The sequence below is a fragment of the Micromonospora sp. ABR4_055 genome, from assembly GCF_056160425.1.
This window is the reverse complement of sequence record NZ_JBSWXD010000042.1, coordinates 26,373-42,236: the sequence shown is the minus strand read 5'-3', so window position 1 is coordinate 42,236 and position 15,864 is coordinate 26,373. Positions and strand designations below refer to the sequence as shown.

Below are 15,864 nucleotides of genomic sequence, written 5' to 3'. Positions count from 1 at the left end.
AGGGGCGTGAGCGCACACCAACCACCCCCCGCGCCTCCCCCTCTCTATATCCCTTTGTTGCTTTTTTGGGTTCCTTTTTTCTTTTTTCCCCCCTCTCCCCCCCCCTCCCCCCGAACCGGCGGATCAGGCGGTACGTGGGAGGCCCACCGACCACCCACCTACCGAACGGCCGATGTCGGCCGCTCCGGTCGTCACAGCCTCAGACCCCGGCCACCGACCGGATCCAGCTCCGGCTGGACGCCACCGAGGCGTAGTTCTGGTACGTCGACCCGTTGCCGGTCGAGCAGACACCCACCTGCTGCCCGTTGTAGAACTGCGGACCGCCGGAGTCGCCCCGCCAGGCCACGCCGTTCACCCCGGTGCTGCGGATCGCCGGGCCGCCGTACGCGTCGGACGCGCCGTTCGTCGTGGTCCGCACCGAAGCGGCCTTCAGCTGCGCCGAGGCGTCACAGTTGCTGCAGGTCCGGCCCCAGCCGTAGATGGTGTTCGTCGAGCCGACCGGTGGGTTGCTGGACGCCAACGTGACGTAGCTGGTGGAAACCGCCGAGCTCAGGTAGAGCAGGCCGAGGTCGTACCGGCCGTACGTGGCGCTGACCGTGCTGGTCGCGCCACCCGAGGAGCGGTAGACACTGCCCACTCGCACCGACATCGACCCGCCGAGACAGTGCCGCGCGGTCAGCACCCACCGTGAGGCGATGATCGAGCCGGAACAGGCGAACGAGCCGTTCTGGAAGACGGCGGCCGCCCACGGTGCCGAGGAAACCGTGCCGCCGCCGATGATCTGTTGCGGTGCCGCAGCCGCGGCGGACGGGGCCACGAACGCGCCGACCAGCGCGGTCGCGGCGATGGCCAGGGTGAGTCGGATACGCAAGGCTGGCTCCTTAACCGAAGGGGTTGCCCCGGGGGATTCCGGGCCGGTCGGGCCGGTGTCCCACGACGGGGTTCCGTCGGTGGACACCTGCTGTCCGGCGACGCCGGGCAGGCGCCGCACCGGCGACGCGAGTCGCGCATCGGTGATGCCAGAGATTAGGCTTCGACGGTTTCCACGACAAGACTTCGGACCGATTTTTTCTGATAGCGTCCCACGGAGCGACCCGCCCCACGAAGATATGACGTACGCAATATGCATTGTCGTCCGTCACAGTAAGTACGATGATCGGGTGGATGCTCGCCACCCGGCGTTGGCCTGGAGTGGCCGGTGGACCTTGGCGAGCCTGGGTAGACCTGGGCAAGCCTGGATGGGCCGGTGGGCCGGCTCCCGCCGCGCGGGCACCGCCGACATCGGCCCTCCGCACGTGCAGTGGCCGACATCCGGGCCGACGAGTGCACTCTTCGCACCCGCTGTGACACGCCACACCGTTCGCCGTAACGGGAATGGCAAGCGCGACGGCTAGCTTGTGAGATTGGCTGCGCGCCTGCACAGCGGCAGCACTGGCGTACCAGTCGGGTCGCGTCGACCCGCGCCCTACCGCGCGCAGACGACGCGCCCTCGTGGAAGAGGAACCATGACAGCGCTCGCCCAACGGTCCGGCGGGTCCGCACCAGTCACCGTCGTGGAGCCGGCTCCCGGTGAGTTGCTCAGCCCATGGCAGCGGATCCGGCTGATCCTGGTGCTCGGCACGCTCATCGCGGTCGGCCCGTTGACCATCGACATGTACCTGCCGGCACTACCGGCAATCAGCGACGACCTGCAGACCACCGCAGCCGGCGTCCAATTGACGCTGACCGGCACGCTCGCCGGGCTGGCCATCGGCCAGTTGATCATCGGGCCGCTGTCGGACGTGTGGGGTCGACGCCGACCGCTGCTGGTTGGCACCGGTCTACACGTGCTCGCCTCGGTCCTGTGCGCCGTGGCACCGAACATCGCGGTGCTCGGCACGCTGCGGATCGTCCAAGGTATTGGAGCCGCCGCTGCGGCGGTGATCGCGATGGCGGTCGTCCGGGACATGTTCAGCGGGATCGCCTTCGCCCGCATACTGTCCCGACTGCTGCTGGTCATGGGCGTCGCGCCGGTCCTCGCGCCGACCCTCGGCAGCGCGCTGCTCAGCTGGACGCACTGGCGAGGGGTGTTCGCCGCGCTCGCGGTACTGGGGCTCGCCCTGATCGCGGTGACCGCCCTTGGGCTGCCCGAGACGCTGCCGCCGCACCGCCGCCGTCCGGCCCGGGTGCTGGACACCCTCCTGGTGTACGGAGGCCTGTTCCGGGACCGGATCTTCGTCGGCCTGGTGCTCGTCGCCGGGTTCTCGATGGCCTCGCTGTTCGCGTACGTCGCGGGCTCGTCGTTCGTCCTGCAGGACCAGTACGGTCTCGACGAGCAACAGTTCGGTATCGCGTTCGGGGCCGGAGCGGTCGGCATGATCACCGCCACCCAGCTCAACGTACGGCTGCTCCGCCGCTACTCACCGCAGCAGATCCTGCGGACCTCACTGATCGCCGGGCTGGTGTGCGGGCTGATCCTGCTCGGCTTCGCGGCCACGAACGTCGGCGGGCTACCTGGCGTCCTGATCCCGCTGTGGGCGGTCCTCGCCGCAGCCGGGTTCGCGCTGCCGAACGCTCCCGCGCTGGCCCTGGCCGGCCACGGGGAAGCTGCCGGGACCGCGTCCGCGATGCTCGGGGCGGTGCAGTTCGGTGTCGGCGCGCTCGCCGCGCCGGTCGTCGGGCTACTCGGCACCGGCAGCATCGCCATGGCGACAGTGATCACGGGAGGCGTCCTGGCCGCGCTGATCGTGCTCCTGGTCGTCGTGCGGCCCGGCCGCCTGCCCGTACCCGACCGGACGGCACCGGCACCGGTCGCGCCGCACTGACGTCGGCTCCGGCCCGGGGAGGTGCTTTGCCCCGGGCGCGGCGTGCCCTGTATCCTCGACCGGCGGTGGTCTGGAGCGGCCGCCGGGGAGACTTCGCCTAGTCTGGTCTATGGCGCCGCACTGCTAATGCGGTTGGGGTCTTAAAGCCCCTCCCGGGTTCGAATCCCGGAGTCTCCGCGCTTCGGCGAGGCGTGTATGCTTGCCAGGCACCTGCGCCCGTAGCTCAACGGATAGAGCATCTGACTACGGATCAGAAGGTTAGGGGTTCGAGTCCCTTCGGGCGCGCGAGATCAACAGGGGTCTGACCTGCCGAAACGGCAGTCAGGCCCCTTCGCTTTCTCATCCCTTGTGGTCGGTTGGGTGCTCGGTGGGTGCTCGTGCGACGAGCGTCCCTCACGTCCGGCCTGGTCCGGCTGCAGGTGGTCGCGTACAGCCGGGTTTTGATCATGGTGTGGCCTGCCCGCCGCTGAGTCCGAATGCTGGAATGCGGCGGCGCGCCTCGACGTGGCTGGTTCTGTCGCAGCCGCTCAGAGTAGCGTCGCTTCTGGTGTACATCGCCATGAGGTGTAGTCGCCGCCACGTGAAGATAGGCACGGCCGCCGGCCGCGCGAGCGGTGGTCTCGTTGTCATGCAAGCAGCCCGACGGTGTGCGGCAACTCGCGGCCCGGGCCATGAATGGGTCCTGCCGTCAGTGGAGCACCCGATCGTAGGGCGCCTCGGCGGGGCAGCCGTCCGTGCCATCGGCGAGCACGACCTGCACGTTTCGGATCCCCGCCGCTGCCAGACCCGCTCGCGACCCGGCCACGAGGTCGTCGTCCACGTCGGTCGAAACGACCCGACCCTTCTCGCCTGCGAGCCAGCAACGACACGTGTTCGGATGAGCCGGCCCTACGTCCGCGCCCGCCCTTCAACTTGCCCCTCAACTCGGCCAGGTCACCGATTCCGAAGCCCAAGGCGCCGTGTCCCGGGGTCCTACCGAAGCCGATGCGACTAGACTCGATACTCGAACAAGTGTGCTACCTCGGGGGTGCTGGTGTCCAGTCAGCCTGTGAGCCTGGTCTGGGTCTTTCGGCCCGACGGCGCGCATTCCGCCCAGGATAGGGCGGTCGAGCATACGGGTAAGCCGGTTCACGCCGTGGGCAGGCGGACCCGCGAAGGCGGTCGGGTCGAGATTGTTCTCGCGGACGGTGCCCGGGTCCAAGCGTACCACCACGAGGTCGTCCTCGGGTGATTCGGAGCAAGCATACCCTGCGCGCCCCCTTCGGCGGGTTCGCCGAGACGGATAGGCGTGCCGATCCGCCGACCGCACCCTGGAGCAGGGTCGATCGACGGCCGAGCGGCGCGGGTCGACCCGCGCCGCAGATAAGCCTTACCGCTGTCGTCCAACTACGAAGCACAATGTGTCGGTTGGGGGGCGGGAGGATGAGCATGTTCGCTGAGTTGGCGCAGGCAGACGAGCGTTCGCTGCGCTTCAGCCCCTACGGGTTCGGTGGGATGCTGGACCGTGACGACGCCCTCGCGTTTCAACGTGCCCTGATCGCCGACGCGGTGCTCACCGACGCGGTCCCTACCGGTCTGCGGAACAGCTTCGAACGACTTCGCCAGAAGCACGCCTTCGGCGTGATCGACTACGAACAGTTCACCGAGGTCGCCGATGCCGCCATCGGCCTCTACGAACCCGCCCTACGCGCACGGTTCGTCGAGTTCTACCACGGCCGGCCAATTCCATTCACGGACGAAGACGGCGCTGCGCAGCCGTTGACCAGCGACAACTACAACGACATCTTCGAGTGGGTTCGGCAGCGCTCCCTGTTCCTACCGCAACGCGACGGCCGACCGGTGCGCTTCCGCGGAATGCTCACCGACCTCATGCGCTGGGCACGTGCCCAGCGCCTTCTGCGTGGTCAGCGGGCCCGCCGGCACGAAGACCTCATCATCGAGCTACGTAACGTGCTCAGCCACTCCCGGCCGCACCACATCCACACCCCGGTCGAGGCGACCAGGAAGTTCCGCGACCTCGCGGAATTCATCAACCAGCTCTGGGGCGTCGCCACCCCCGGCGGCAAGCGGTACCCTGCGCCCGCCAGCCGGGTGGTCATAGCGGTGGGCTGGAGTCCGATGACCGGCGCGCAAGCCATCGGACGGGCCGAGAGTCTCAACCCGGAAAGTGACCCATCATGGGTCTGGGTTCTGCTGCGCGCGGTGCCCGACGACCGCGACATCGAGCGATTCGAATCCCGGCATGCCACGACCCGCTGGCCAGGTGAATACCTGTGGGGACCCGGCCCGGTCGCCGACGCGGTTTCCTGGCTCACCAGCGAGGAACCGGCCGCAGATGAGGTGGACACGGTCGACCATCTCTACCTACTACGTCAGGACGGCAATCTGTTGTATCTGCCGCAGACCCCGGAGGTCTTCGCCGCGACGCCGCCGCAGCAGCGCCGCGGTCGTTGGCGTCTGCTGCGCGCCGACACCCCCAACGATGCCTTCGTCTGCGTACGTGGCCTGCTCCACCCGGGCGGGAACCACAGCAACTGTGGGTGTCCGGTGCAGCGGCTGGCGCGCGGCTCCTGGAGCCACGTGCGCAGCAGACTGCGCCTCCTGCAACCAGCTCTCGTGCCGCACCTGCCCAGCGACGTCCGGGTGCCGACGCCGGTGCCCTGGCCCAGAACAGTCGAGATCCCGGAGGGATGACCTGGTTCAAGCTGGCTCTCCGGTGTACCCGTGGCGGACCTTGAACACGCGCTGCAATAGGTCAGTCAGTCCGAAGTTCGGTCACGCCGAAGGCCCGGAACAGGTCTTCAAAGAACCGTTGAACCATCGTGCGCGTCTGCGGGTGGACCTGTAGGTCCGCCGCCCCGAGCGGAACACTTCGTACCCGTTGAGCTTCAGATCGCGATCGGCTCGCATGGTGGCTGCGTACGCGGTTGGGTCCGGCCGGCCGTCGGTGGAGTAGTGCTGCGAGCCGTCCACCTCCAGCACGACGCGCTGCCCGCGAGGCAGGAGGAGTAGAAAATCCATCCGGAATCTCAATAGCGCCTCCTTTCCACGCGTCTTGACAGTCTTCGGATCCCAATGCAACCAAACCTCTGGGAGCAACGCCGGGAGTCCGTGCACTGATGTTCGGAATATGTCGTGGTAGAGGTCGAAAAGGAGGATCTGCGGAGGCGAGTTCTGAGGCAGGCTCTTACGGAGCCTCCCGTAAAGTGTCCGCTTGGCCTCATCATCTTGATATCCGTTCCTTTCTTTCCACCATGCCTGGAGGTCACGCCATCGGATCCCATCGACTCCGATAGGGCGGTCGTAGACGAGTACCGCATCGGCGTTTCCGACGATCTCGATGTCATTGTCGACGGCGTCACGGAAACGAATGTCTGGCTTGGTCGGTGAGGCGAAGATCAGGTTTTTGGGCCGGCGGTTGCCCTGCGCCCTGGTGGAGACGACGCTGAACACCGGGTAGCCGCCGGCAGTTCCCGTTTCCCGCAATTCGGCCCCGACGCCGCGAAGATGCGGGTTCACGGCATTGGCAATACCTCGTTGTGTCGGTTCATCGGGAACGACCTCGGCGGAGGCCAAGCCTTCGAGGAAGAGCGCGAACCGCCGGTCGGACGCCGCGAAAACGCCGAGGTTGTCAAACAACTCCTCTGTCGACCAATCCCCTGGCTTGCGGATCACGTGCCGATTGATCCGACCACGCAGGCCAGCATCTTGATTGAAGAACGTGACGGACAAGTCGTCGTCCACGAGATCTATATCGTTCACCACAGAGCGATTGTGGCAGACGCGAGGCAAGGCCATCCCCACCCGCAGACCTACCGCTAAAGGATTGTCTCGTAACTCGCGGCCGTTGCCGGTCAGCGGTGCCCCCGCAAGGCCACTGCATCGGTGCCGCGTCGTGGTCGACAGTGCACGGATCTGCCGCCGATGGTGCGTCACGTTGAGCGACGGGAGTGGCGGTGCTCGACCTGCGGTCCTGCCGGTGAGCAGAACTGTCGGACCACACCGACGTGCCATGATCGGTGGGCGATAAGCAGCCAGCCGACTCTAGCCGAGGTGCGTCAGCGTCAGGGCCTGGTACGTCACTGGCTGCCGGTAGTCCAGTCGAGCGACGGCTGCTGGCCGGTGCGGAGAAACTCGCGGGCCGCCTCGCGGGCGCGATACGGGCTGATGCGGGTGCGGTCGGGTGGCACTTCGCTCCAGTCTCCGTAGAAGTCGAAGGCGATCGCCTCGGCGGCTGGAGCCAGGTTCGGGTCGATGGCGTAGCGGTTGCCGCTGCCGTGGGGTTGGCCGCGGTCAAGCCAGTCGACGAAGGACCATTCGTGGTGGCCGATGCCGATCATGATGGCGCCGTGCCGGCCGGGTCGGTGGATCTGGACCGCGTAGGGCAGGTCCTCGGCGGCCGCTTGCGCATGGACACGGTCGAGGACCAGGTCGAGTTCCTCGACCGTTGATACCGCGACCTCGTTGCCGCGGTGCGGCTCCTCGGCGGAGGGGCCGTCCCAGGAGACGGTGTAGCTCACGACGCGATGCCCTCCCCTGTGCCGGTGTAGACCTTCAACGGTCTGGTGGTCGCTCCGTCGGACACGTGGACCGCTAGGGCCATGAACGTTCACCGGGTCTGATCGGTCAGGCGGCCTTGGTCCGGGGGCGGCCCCAACGTTGCTGGCGTTCGCTGCGGACCCGGGCTCTCTCTCGCGAAGTTGCGCGGCCAGCACGTCCGGGTGGCGGGCGTTGGCGTTGCGCCAACGCAGGTACTTCTGCATCTTGCGGGACAGGACAGTGTGGTTGGGGTGATTCGAGTTCGCCATGGTGAACATCCGCAGCGGCCCGAACTGCGCCTCGATCGGGTTGGCCCAGGACGCGCTGGTCGGCGTGAGGCACAACTCGACCTTGTTCCGAGCGGCCCAGGCCCGGATGTCCGGGGTCTTGTTCGCCGACAGGTTGTCCAGGATGACGTAGACCGGTGCGCCGTCCGGCCGCGCCCTGCGGATCGACTTCAGAGCGGACAGGGTTTGATCCGCGCCTTTGCGGCGGCGGTTGACGCCCCAGAGCTGGTCGTCGCCGAGGCTGTAGCAGCCGTGGAAGTACCGGATGCCGTGCGTGCGACGGTAGGTCGCCGGCAGCCGGTCCGGATGCGATCGCGGCGCCCAGCCGCGCCCGTGGTGCGGACGGATCGACAGCGGCCCGAACTGGTCGAACGCGAAACACCGGTTCGGGAACGTGCCGGTCACCTCCTCGATCCGGTCGAGTTTGGCGTCGAAGTCCGGGTCGTTGGATTCCTTCCAGGTGCGGGTCCGCTGCCAGCTGACCTCGTGACGTCGCAGGATCTGCCGCGGCCGTTCCCGGCCCACGTCCACCCGCCGGGCGGCGTCGGTGGCCAGGTAGTCGGCGAGTTTACGCAGGCTCCAGCAGGTGAAAGGCCGCCCGAGCGTGCTCGGGCGGGCCTTGGCCGTCGCGGCGATGAACGCCTCATCGTCGTCACTGATCCGGCGGGGGACGGCCTCCCGCCCACTGAGGGTCCAGCGCGCGGAGACCGATCTCGTTGAACGCGTGGATCACGTCGCGGACGGTGTCCTCGTGACCGGCGATCAGCCGGGCGATCGCCGGTGCCGGTGTCCCGGACGCCGACGCCATGATGATCAGCGCCCGCCGTACCCGGACCGAATCGTGCTTGCCCCTACAGACGAGTTGTTGCAGCTTACGGCCTTCTTCTTGCGTCAACCGCCGTGCCCGTACCGGCTCGGCCACCCCGCCACCCCACTCTCGACAGCCAATGACACCGCCGTCGAGAGTGAGTCCTCAGCACCGACCGCCAAAGGACGCGTCCCGGCGTGTCGCCGACCCAGTGAACGTTCATGGCCAACGCACTAGGGCGTGTATCAAAGTCGGCCGTGGGCGGGTGACGAACTTCCGGCGTGTCGCTGCCCGGTAAACAGCGAGGTCTCCGGTAGATGGCTTATCGACCAAGACGAACCATCAACACGGAGACCTCGTGACCAGCGTAGCGGTGACGGGCGGCACGACCTGACGGACGCGCAGTGGGCAGTCCTGGAGCCTCTCCTGCCCACCGCACGCCGACCGGGCCGACCGCCCACATCAACGAAACGGCAGCTCATCGACGCGATCCGGTGGCGCACACGGGCCGGCCCCCCGTGGCGGGACATCCCCGACCACTACGGCTCCTGGGCGGCGGCGTACGCCCTGTTCCGCCGGTGGCAGCGCGACGGGTCCTGGGCCAGGATCCTGACCGCGTTGCAGGCCCTGGCCGACGCGGCGGGACGGATCGTCTGGGACGTGTCCGTGGACTCCACGATCAGCCGAGCGCACCAGCACGCGGCCGGAGCGCGTAAAAGGGGGATCTGCAGGCCGAGCCACCTGGTGGTACGGGGTCGGAACCCGACGACCACGCGTTGGGGCGTTCCCGTGGCGGACGGACCACGAAACTGCACCCGGGCTGTGAACAGGGCCGCAAGCCGCTGTCGATCGTGCTGACCGGCGGGCAGCAGGGCGACAGCCCGCAGTTCACGACGGTCCTCGACGGTGTGCAGGTGCCCCGGCTGAAGTCCGGCCGGCCCCGGACCCGTCCGGACCGGGTGCTGGCGGACAAGGCGTACACGTCGAAGGCGAACCGCGCCTACCTGCGTCGACGGGGTGTCGCCACGACGATCCCGTCGAAGGCCGACCAGGACGCCAACCGGCGGAAGAAGGGGTCGGGGGGCGGCAGGCCGCCGGCCTTCGACCCCGAGATCTACAAGCAGCGCCACGCGGTCGAGTGCGGGATCAACCGGCTCAAGCGCAACCGTGCCGTCGCGACCCGTTACGACAAGCTCGCGGTCCGGTACGAGGCGACCGTGCAGGTCGCGGCGATCAACGAGTGGCTGTGACCGACTTTGATACATGCCCTAGTCGGCTGCCCTCGGGCAACATACGGGGCAGCACCTCGTCGCAGCCGAGATACTCGGCTGACGCAGGTCGGTTTGTTGACCACCAGGACCGCGTCCTTCGGCGCACCGGCTTGCGTAGCAGCGCCGCGGCGTGTGCTTCCACGTGCTCGCGGGTGACCTGCCAGTGGATGACAGTCAGGTCGGAGTCCGTCACGGGCGCCGGGCACCGCTCCGCTGCGGAGGAACCCTCCTGACTCTGTGAGCGGTGTGCCGTCGCCGTCGAAGAGAAAGTCCGTGGGTAGGGCCCTTGCCGCCGGGGCGGCGCGGCAGCCGGCTTCCAGCGTCGTCGACCCATGGCGAGAGTGGAGACGGGGCGGCTGGACCTGGTGTTGCGTCGGTCCGCTTGTCTGCCCGATGTCGGTGGGAGGTTGACCAGACTCGGCGATGGCGATGCCGCAGTGACGCGAACGGCTCAGCGGATGTCACCATCCCGGACCAAGATCATGCTTCTCAGATACTCTGATCGCCGCCGTGGCGCTGCCTTGGACCTCGTCGTACCGGAAGTGAAGGATGTACATCGAGAAGCTTGTGCTAGAAAACTTCAAGTGCTTCGGGTCGGGCCGCACCACGATCGACCTGGGGCCGGACCTGACCGCCTTCATCGGCACCAACGGAAGCGGGAAAACCGCCGCCTGCGAAGCGCTGCTACGGCTGTTCGGGATCACCGGCCGGGAACGTGCCGTACGCGTGGATGATTTCCACGTTCCCGTCGACGAGTCCGAAGCTGCGATCAGCCGCGATTTTACGATCGAGGTGGTGCTCGCGTTTCCGGAGCTCGATGAGGCCGATCAACAAATCGACGATACGGATGCCGGAGCCGACGAGGTAGTTGATCTTCAGGAGGGCACCAGCAGAGAGTTCGGCGACGACGAGGAGAGCGACGACGAGCACCCCGTTCAGTGCGAGGACGGCCGAACCTCAGAACATGCGGCCGTCAGCGGGCGGGCGGTTCCGGAGTTCTTCTCGCGGATGGCTGCCGATGACAGCGGAGAGTTGAAGGTCCGCATCGTCTTGAAGGCCACATGGGAAGATGACGGCACCGTGGACGGGACGATCACGGAGGATCGTATCGTCGTTAGCACGTTGGCCGAGGACTACGGTGAGGATGAATACGCACCGCTTCCTCCGGCCGAACGCAGCCGTATCCAGATGATCTACATCCCTGCGTCCCGTGATGGCGCCCGTCAGATGACCGCTTTTCTTGGCGGCAGGCTGTGGCGGGCAGCGCAATGGTCGGCCGAGCTGCGGACCATGGTTCGGGAGCACGCTGCGGAGGTCGCGCAGCAATTCGCAGCTGAGCCGGTTGTCAAAGCTGTCTTGGATGCGTTGGGGTCGCGGTGGCGCCAGCTGCACGATGCGGGGACGCACGCGGTCCCAAAGCTGCGCCTGCTTGACGACGATTTCGACCAGCTCGTCCGCGATACTGAGCTGGTTTTCGAGCCGGATCCGACCGGACGCGCCCGGTCCGCTCGCCTGCTCAGCGACGGGCAACGGTCGCTGCTGCACCTCGCGCTGACGGCAACCGCTTTGGACGTCGAAGCTGCAGTCTGTGACCGCACCCACGAGACGGACTTCACGCTGGATGCACCTCAGCTGCCGAACCTGACGCTAGTCGGCGTTGAGGAGCCGGAGAACAGCGTGTCGCCGTTCTTCCTGTCTCGGATTGTCAGCCAACTGCAGGAGCTTGTCCGCAGCGGAGCGGCTCAGGCCATCCTGTCGAGCCACTCCGCCAGCGTGCTGACCCGCATCGAACCGGTAAACCTGCGCTACTTCCGCAACGACCCGACCACGGCCACATCCTCGGTACGCGCAATCACGCTTCCCGAGGACGACACCGAAGCCGGCAAGTACATTCGCGAGGCGGTACGCGCACACCCCGAGATGTACTTCGCCAAGTTCGTCGTGCTCGGTGAGGGCGATACCGAGCAGCTAGTCATCCCCCGCATCGCCCAGGCCCAGGGCGTTGATCTCGACCCTTCCTTCGTCGCGGTGGTGCCGCTCGGCGGCCGGCACACCAACCACATGTGGAAGCTGCTCAACGATCTCGGAATCCCGCACGCGACGCTGCTGGACCTCGACTACGGCCGTGCCGGCGCAGGCCCGGCCCGGCTGCGCGACGCCTGCAACCGGCTCCTCGCCAACGGCATCGATCCGTTCGATGGTCTGGACGACTACTCCGAAGTCGGTGACATTGATGATGGACTGAACCTCCCTGATCTGCGGCCGATCATCAAGCACCTGCGCACTTTCGGAATCTTCTACGCCAAACCGCTTGATCTCGACTACATCATGTTGGCCAGTTTCCCTAAGGCGTACACAAATCTCGAACCTGGTGAGACCGGACCGCACCCGAGCGACGCGCTGGCCCGCGTCATCGGTGACGAAAGCAGCGACGAGGCATTCTGGCGACAACCACATCGTGTCCTGCGCCTGCGCTGGTACCGCTACCTGTTCCTGTCCCACTCGAAGCCGAGCAGCCATCTGCGGGCACTGGGCCGCCTCACCGACGAACAGCTGCGCGACGGCGCACCGAAGGTCCTCACCGCGTTGATCGGATACATTCGCCGCCGGGTAGACTTGTGAGTCGATCCGACGCCGACGAAGCGGACGAGGCGAGCACGCCGACGAAGCGGTCTGCTCTGCTGATCCCGGCCGCCGACTGGTGGCCGAGCGGTATCGATGACCTGGAACCGGCCGGCTGGCAAGCGCTGCACCAGGAAGGAAACACCGCAGTTGTCGCCGGGCCCGGTGCCGGCAAGAGCGAGTTCCTCGCCCAGAAAGCCGCCTACCTGCTACAGACGGGCATCTGCCCGTGGCCGCAGCGCATCCTTGCGATTTCATTTAAGCGGGACGCCGCCGCTAATCTGCGCCGGCGGGTCGCTGCCCGTGTTCCCGAACACGCCGACCGCTTCGTGTCCATGACCTTCGACGCGTTCACCAAAGGCCTGGTCGACCGGTTCGCCTCCGCGTTGCCCGACAGCTGGCGAATTCCGCACGGGTACGAGATCTCTTATGCCTCCGAACGTCAGGTCGAGGCTTTCCTCAGCGACATCATCTCGGCTGCTCCGCGACCGATACGTCTCCAGGTTGCCCAACTGCACGCGAGCCGCTTTATCGCCGACACTGTCGGCAGCTGGGACCTGCCAGTAACAGCGCCGGACACCGACCCGGACGACGCCGCCGCGTATGCGGCGCTGCAGTGGTGGCGTCGACGTTTCTTCGGGCGCGGCCCTGCAAGGGTGGATTTCGTCATGCTCAACCGGCTGGCCGAACTGCTCGTCCGGTGCGTGCCGAAGCTGCGGCGGGCACTGCGCACGACCTATCCATATGTGTTCGTCGATGAATTCCAGGACACCACCAGTGCCCAGTTCTCGTTCCTTGTCTCGGTATTCGCCAGCGGTCCCACGGTCACTGCGGTCGGCGACAGCAAACAGCGCATCATGGGCTGGGCCGGCGCGCTACCCAAGGCCCTCGAGCGGTTCGCTGAAGCGTTCAACGCGACCACTTACCCGCTGACGTGGAACTTCCGGTCCACCAAAGCCCTAGTCGACGTACAGCACGTCATCGCCACCAAGCTCGACCCCAACGCGGTACCGGTGTTGTCCAAGACCGACGACGACATCGACGGCAACCCCGCCGAGGTGTGGACCTTCTCCAGCCTCGCCCGAGAGACCGCCGTCATCGCGGACTGGATCGCCCGTGACATCGCTGCCTCTGGCCGTGCACCGGAGGACTTCGCCCTACTAGCCCGGCAGAAGGTCTCCGACTTCGAGACCCGGTTCCGTACGCAGTTGTCCCGCCACGGCATCTACGTGCGTAACGACGACGCTTTGGTCGCCACGATGCGCTTGCAGGATCTCCTGAAACACGAGATCGCCCGCTTGCTACTGGGCCTGCTACGGCTGGCCGACCAGCCGCGGGGACTACCCAGGGTGTGGCGCGAGGTGCTGGCGACACTGACCCGGATCCACGGCGCCGAGGGCGACACCACGGCGCAACGGCGCGTCGGCGACGACTTGTCCGCGTTGATCGTCGGCCTGCGAGTCTGGCTCAGGGCCCATCCGCCAGAACAGACTGCTGCCGACGACGTGGCCAGCTTCCTGCTCGGCATGCTCGACGTGGCCGCGCTGCGCCGATACGTCAGGTCGGCAACGCCGGCCGAGCAGCTGCACCTCGTCACCGACGCCTTTCAGGCCCGGCTTGCTACCGTGATCTCGACGAGCACCAACTGGACTGATGCGGCCGATCAGTTCGAATGCTCCAACGCGGTCGTCCTGTTGACCGCCCACCGCGCCAAGGGTCTGGAATACCACACCGTTTTCTTCCTTGGCCTCGATGACCAACAGTGGTGGGCACACGCTCGAGACCCCATCGAGTCGACCTCCACGTTCTTCGTAGGGCTGTCCCGCGCTGCCCAGCGAATCATCTTCACAACCACCAGCCCGCATGCCCGGCACGGGCGCATCGGTGAGTTCTTCGCCATGCTCGACGATGCCGGCGTTCCTGAGATCGATCGAGGCTGAGATCCGGGAATGTAGGGCCCTGGCGCCAACCAGGGCGGCCCTCAGCGCCCCGGCAACGGGCTGGACCGGCCCCGCCGGGCCACTCGCGACCAGGACCGCCGTTGGGCCGACGCCCGACGGCTCCTGCACGACGACACCTACCCGACCGCCGACCGGGTCGCCGGACTTCTGATCCTGCTCTACGCCCAGAAACTCACCGTCATCAGCACGCTGACGACTCAACACCTGCGCCATGCCGACGGCCAGACCCTGCTCGCACTGGGCAACCGGCCTGTCGTCCTGCCCGCCCCGCTGGACCGCCTCGTCAACGAACTCGCGAACGCCACCGAACAGACGCCCGGCGGCAGCCTGATCAACACGCCGTCCATCTGGCTCTTCCCTGGACGCTGGCCAGGACGCCCGCTTACCGAGGACGCCTTCGCCAGACGACTCCGAGCTCACGGACTGCAACCACGCCAAGACCGCAACACCGCAACTATTCATGCTCGCCGCCGAGGTCCCGGCCGCGATCCTTGCCAAGATGCTCGGCATCCACATCAAAGCAGCCGTCCAATGGCAGCAACTCTCCAACGGAGACTGGACCACCTACGCCGCCGACCTCAGCCGACGAGACCCGGGGCATTCCTACAGTTCCAACAGTTCCAATAGCTGACCTCACCATTGCAGGCCATCCGCCGCGCCCTGCCCGACGCCGTGCAGGTCACGGACAGGTGGCACCTGTGGCACAACCTGCGCGAAGCCGCCCTCAGCGAAGTGAAGGCATACGGCACCTGCTGGGCCGTCGTGCTGGACGCACCCCTGTATGACGGGCCCCGCGCGCAGACGACCCTGCAACGCTGGCACCAGGTCCACGACCTGCTCGACCAGGGCGCGTGGGCCTGCTGGAGTGCGCCCGCCGCCTCCAGTTGACGCTCAACACCGTCAAACGGTATGCCCGAGCCGACCGTCCCGAACGGATCCTCCGCGTCCCCAAGTACCGGCCCAGCCTCGTCGACCCCTACCGCGAGCACCTGCGCACCCGCCGGGCCGAGGACCCCGCCGTCCCCGTCGCGCACCTGTACGACCAGATCAAGACCTTCGGCTTCACCAGCTGCCTCAACCTGCTGCACAAGTACATCAACCAGGGCCGTGCGGACGACGACCGCAGCCACATCTCCCCACGCCGGCCCGCCCAGATGATCCTCACCAGACCCGCCACCCTCACACCCGACCACCGAGACCTCCTGGCACGGCTCACCGCCGCCTGTCCAGAGATGACCGAACTCGCCGCCACGGTCGGGCGCTTCGCCGTACTCCTGACCCCGCACGCAGGAAACACCGACCGGCTCTCCCGCTGGATCGACCAGGTCCGCACCGTCGACCTGCCGCATCTGCACGCCTTCACCCGAGGCCTGGACCGCGACCGCGACGCCGTGATCGCCGCTCTCACGCTGCCCTACAGCAACGGCCCCACCGAAGGCGTCAACACCAAGACCAAACGCATCGCACGCCAGATGCACGGACGAGCAGGCTTCACCCTGCTCCGCCACCGCATCCTCCTCGGATAGCAACACGGTCCGTCACCACCGAATGTGAGACAGGGCCGTTAAGTTC

General features: G+C 67.0%; 11 protein-coding genes, 2 tRNA genes and 3 pseudogenes. 10 read left to right on the top strand and 6 right to left on the bottom strand.

Features of this window, described 5'->3' with window-relative positions; translation table 11 throughout:
- Nucleotides 1-199: 199 nt before the first annotated feature.
- Nucleotides 200-871: a S1 family peptidase gene (locus ACXAHD_RS12725; RefSeq protein ID WP_281552703.1), complete on the bottom strand. Its 672-nt coding sequence runs from the start codon at nucleotides 869-871 to the stop codon at nucleotides 200-202.
- 634 nt (nucleotides 872-1,505) lie between these two features.
- On the opposite strand from ACXAHD_RS12725, the gene ACXAHD_RS12720 reads away from it, so the two are divergent.
- The 3 genes from ACXAHD_RS12720 to ACXAHD_RS12710 all read left to right on the top strand — a co-directional run bounded on the left by ACXAHD_RS12720 (nucleotide 1,506) and on the right by ACXAHD_RS12710 (nucleotide 3,089).
- Nucleotides 1,506-2,804: a multidrug effflux MFS transporter gene (locus ACXAHD_RS12720; protein ID WP_281552702.1), complete on the top strand. Its 1,299-nt coding sequence runs from the start codon at nucleotides 1,506-1,508 to the stop codon at nucleotides 2,802-2,804.
- An 86-nt stretch (nucleotides 2,805-2,890) separates the two neighbouring features.
- Nucleotides 2,891-2,981: transfer RNA gene (locus tag ACXAHD_RS12715), tRNA-Ser, on the top strand.
- 35 nt (nucleotides 2,982-3,016) lie between these two features.
- Nucleotides 3,017-3,089, top strand: a tRNA-Arg gene (locus ACXAHD_RS12710).
- Between the two features lie 403 nt (nucleotides 3,090-3,492).
- On the opposite strand, the pseudogene ACXAHD_RS12705 reads toward ACXAHD_RS12710, so the two are convergent.
- Nucleotides 3,493-3,660: pseudogene (locus ACXAHD_RS12705) on the bottom strand (methyltransferase, FxLD system); the annotation flags it as partial.
- Between the two features lie 171 nt (nucleotides 3,661-3,831).
- On the opposite strand from ACXAHD_RS12705, the gene ACXAHD_RS12700 reads away from it, so the two are divergent.
- Nucleotides 3,832-4,035, top strand: coding sequence for a hypothetical protein (locus ACXAHD_RS12700; RefSeq protein WP_475050688.1), 204 nt, complete (start codon nucleotides 3,832-3,834; stop codon nucleotides 4,033-4,035).
- Between the two features lie 191 nt (nucleotides 4,036-4,226).
- Nucleotides 4,227-5,498, top strand: coding sequence for a hypothetical protein (locus ACXAHD_RS12695; protein WP_475050682.1), 1,272 nt, complete (start codon nucleotides 4,227-4,229; stop codon nucleotides 5,496-5,498).
- 81 nt (nucleotides 5,499-5,579) lie between these two features.
- Here ACXAHD_RS12695 and ACXAHD_RS12690 read toward each other — a convergent pair whose 3' ends face one another.
- The 3 genes and pseudogenes from ACXAHD_RS12690 to ACXAHD_RS12680 all read right to left on the bottom strand — a co-directional run bounded on the left by ACXAHD_RS12690 (nucleotide 5,580) and on the right by ACXAHD_RS12680 (nucleotide 8,552).
- Nucleotides 5,580-6,569, bottom strand: coding sequence for an AbiJ-related protein (locus ACXAHD_RS12690; RefSeq protein ID WP_475050675.1), 990 nt, complete (start codon nucleotides 6,567-6,569; stop codon nucleotides 5,580-5,582).
- Nucleotides 6,570-6,883: 314 nt separating this feature from the next.
- Nucleotides 6,884-7,324: an Imm1 family immunity protein gene (locus ACXAHD_RS12685; protein ID WP_475050672.1), complete on the bottom strand. Its 441-nt coding sequence runs from the start codon at nucleotides 7,322-7,324 to the stop codon at nucleotides 6,884-6,886.
- Nucleotides 7,325-7,430: 106 nt separating this feature from the next.
- Nucleotides 7,431-8,552 (bottom strand): annotated as a pseudogene (locus tag ACXAHD_RS12680) (IS630 family transposase).
- A gap of 210 nt (nucleotides 8,553-8,762) precedes the next feature.
- On the opposite strand from ACXAHD_RS12680, the gene ACXAHD_RS12675 reads away from it, so the two are divergent.
- A protein-coding gene (locus ACXAHD_RS12675; protein WP_475050691.1) for an IS5 family transposase occupies nucleotides 8,763-9,688 on the top strand; the annotation gives its coding sequence in 2 pieces (ribosomal slippage) (nucleotides 8,763-9,203 and nucleotides 9,206-9,688; 924 coding nt in all).
- On the opposite strand, the gene ACXAHD_RS12670 is transcribed toward ACXAHD_RS12675, so the two are convergent.
- A complete protein-coding gene (locus ACXAHD_RS12670) occupies nucleotides 9,672-10,043 on the bottom strand; it encodes a DddA-like double-stranded DNA deaminase toxin (RefSeq protein WP_475050669.1) in 372 nt (123 codons plus the stop codon). The genes ACXAHD_RS12675 and ACXAHD_RS12670 overlap by 17 nt on opposite strands.
- A 215-nt stretch (nucleotides 10,044-10,258) precedes the next feature.
- Between ACXAHD_RS12670 and ACXAHD_RS12665 the strand changes: the two genes are divergently transcribed.
- From ACXAHD_RS12665 to ACXAHD_RS12650, 4 genes and pseudogenes are all read left to right on the top strand, one after another.
- A complete protein-coding gene (locus ACXAHD_RS12665) occupies nucleotides 10,259-12,331 on the top strand; it encodes an ATP-dependent nuclease (protein ID WP_475050666.1) in 2,073 nt (690 codons plus the stop codon).
- Nucleotides 12,328-14,271, top strand: a complete 1,944-nt coding sequence (locus ACXAHD_RS12660; RefSeq protein ID WP_475050663.1) for a UvrD-helicase domain-containing protein — start codon at nucleotides 12,328-12,330, stop codon at nucleotides 14,269-14,271. The genes ACXAHD_RS12665 and ACXAHD_RS12660 overlap by 4 nt, the downstream gene beginning before the upstream one ends.
- 481 nt (nucleotides 14,272-14,752) lie before the next feature.
- Nucleotides 14,753-14,923 (top strand): hypothetical protein, encoded by a 171-nt coding sequence (locus ACXAHD_RS12655; RefSeq protein ID WP_475050661.1) that lies wholly within the window; start codon nucleotides 14,753-14,755, stop codon nucleotides 14,921-14,923.
- Nucleotides 14,924-14,934: 11 nt separating this feature from the next.
- Nucleotides 14,935-15,818: pseudogene (locus tag ACXAHD_RS12650) on the top strand (ISL3 family transposase); the annotation flags it as partial.
- Nucleotides 15,819-15,864 lie beyond the last annotated feature (46 nt).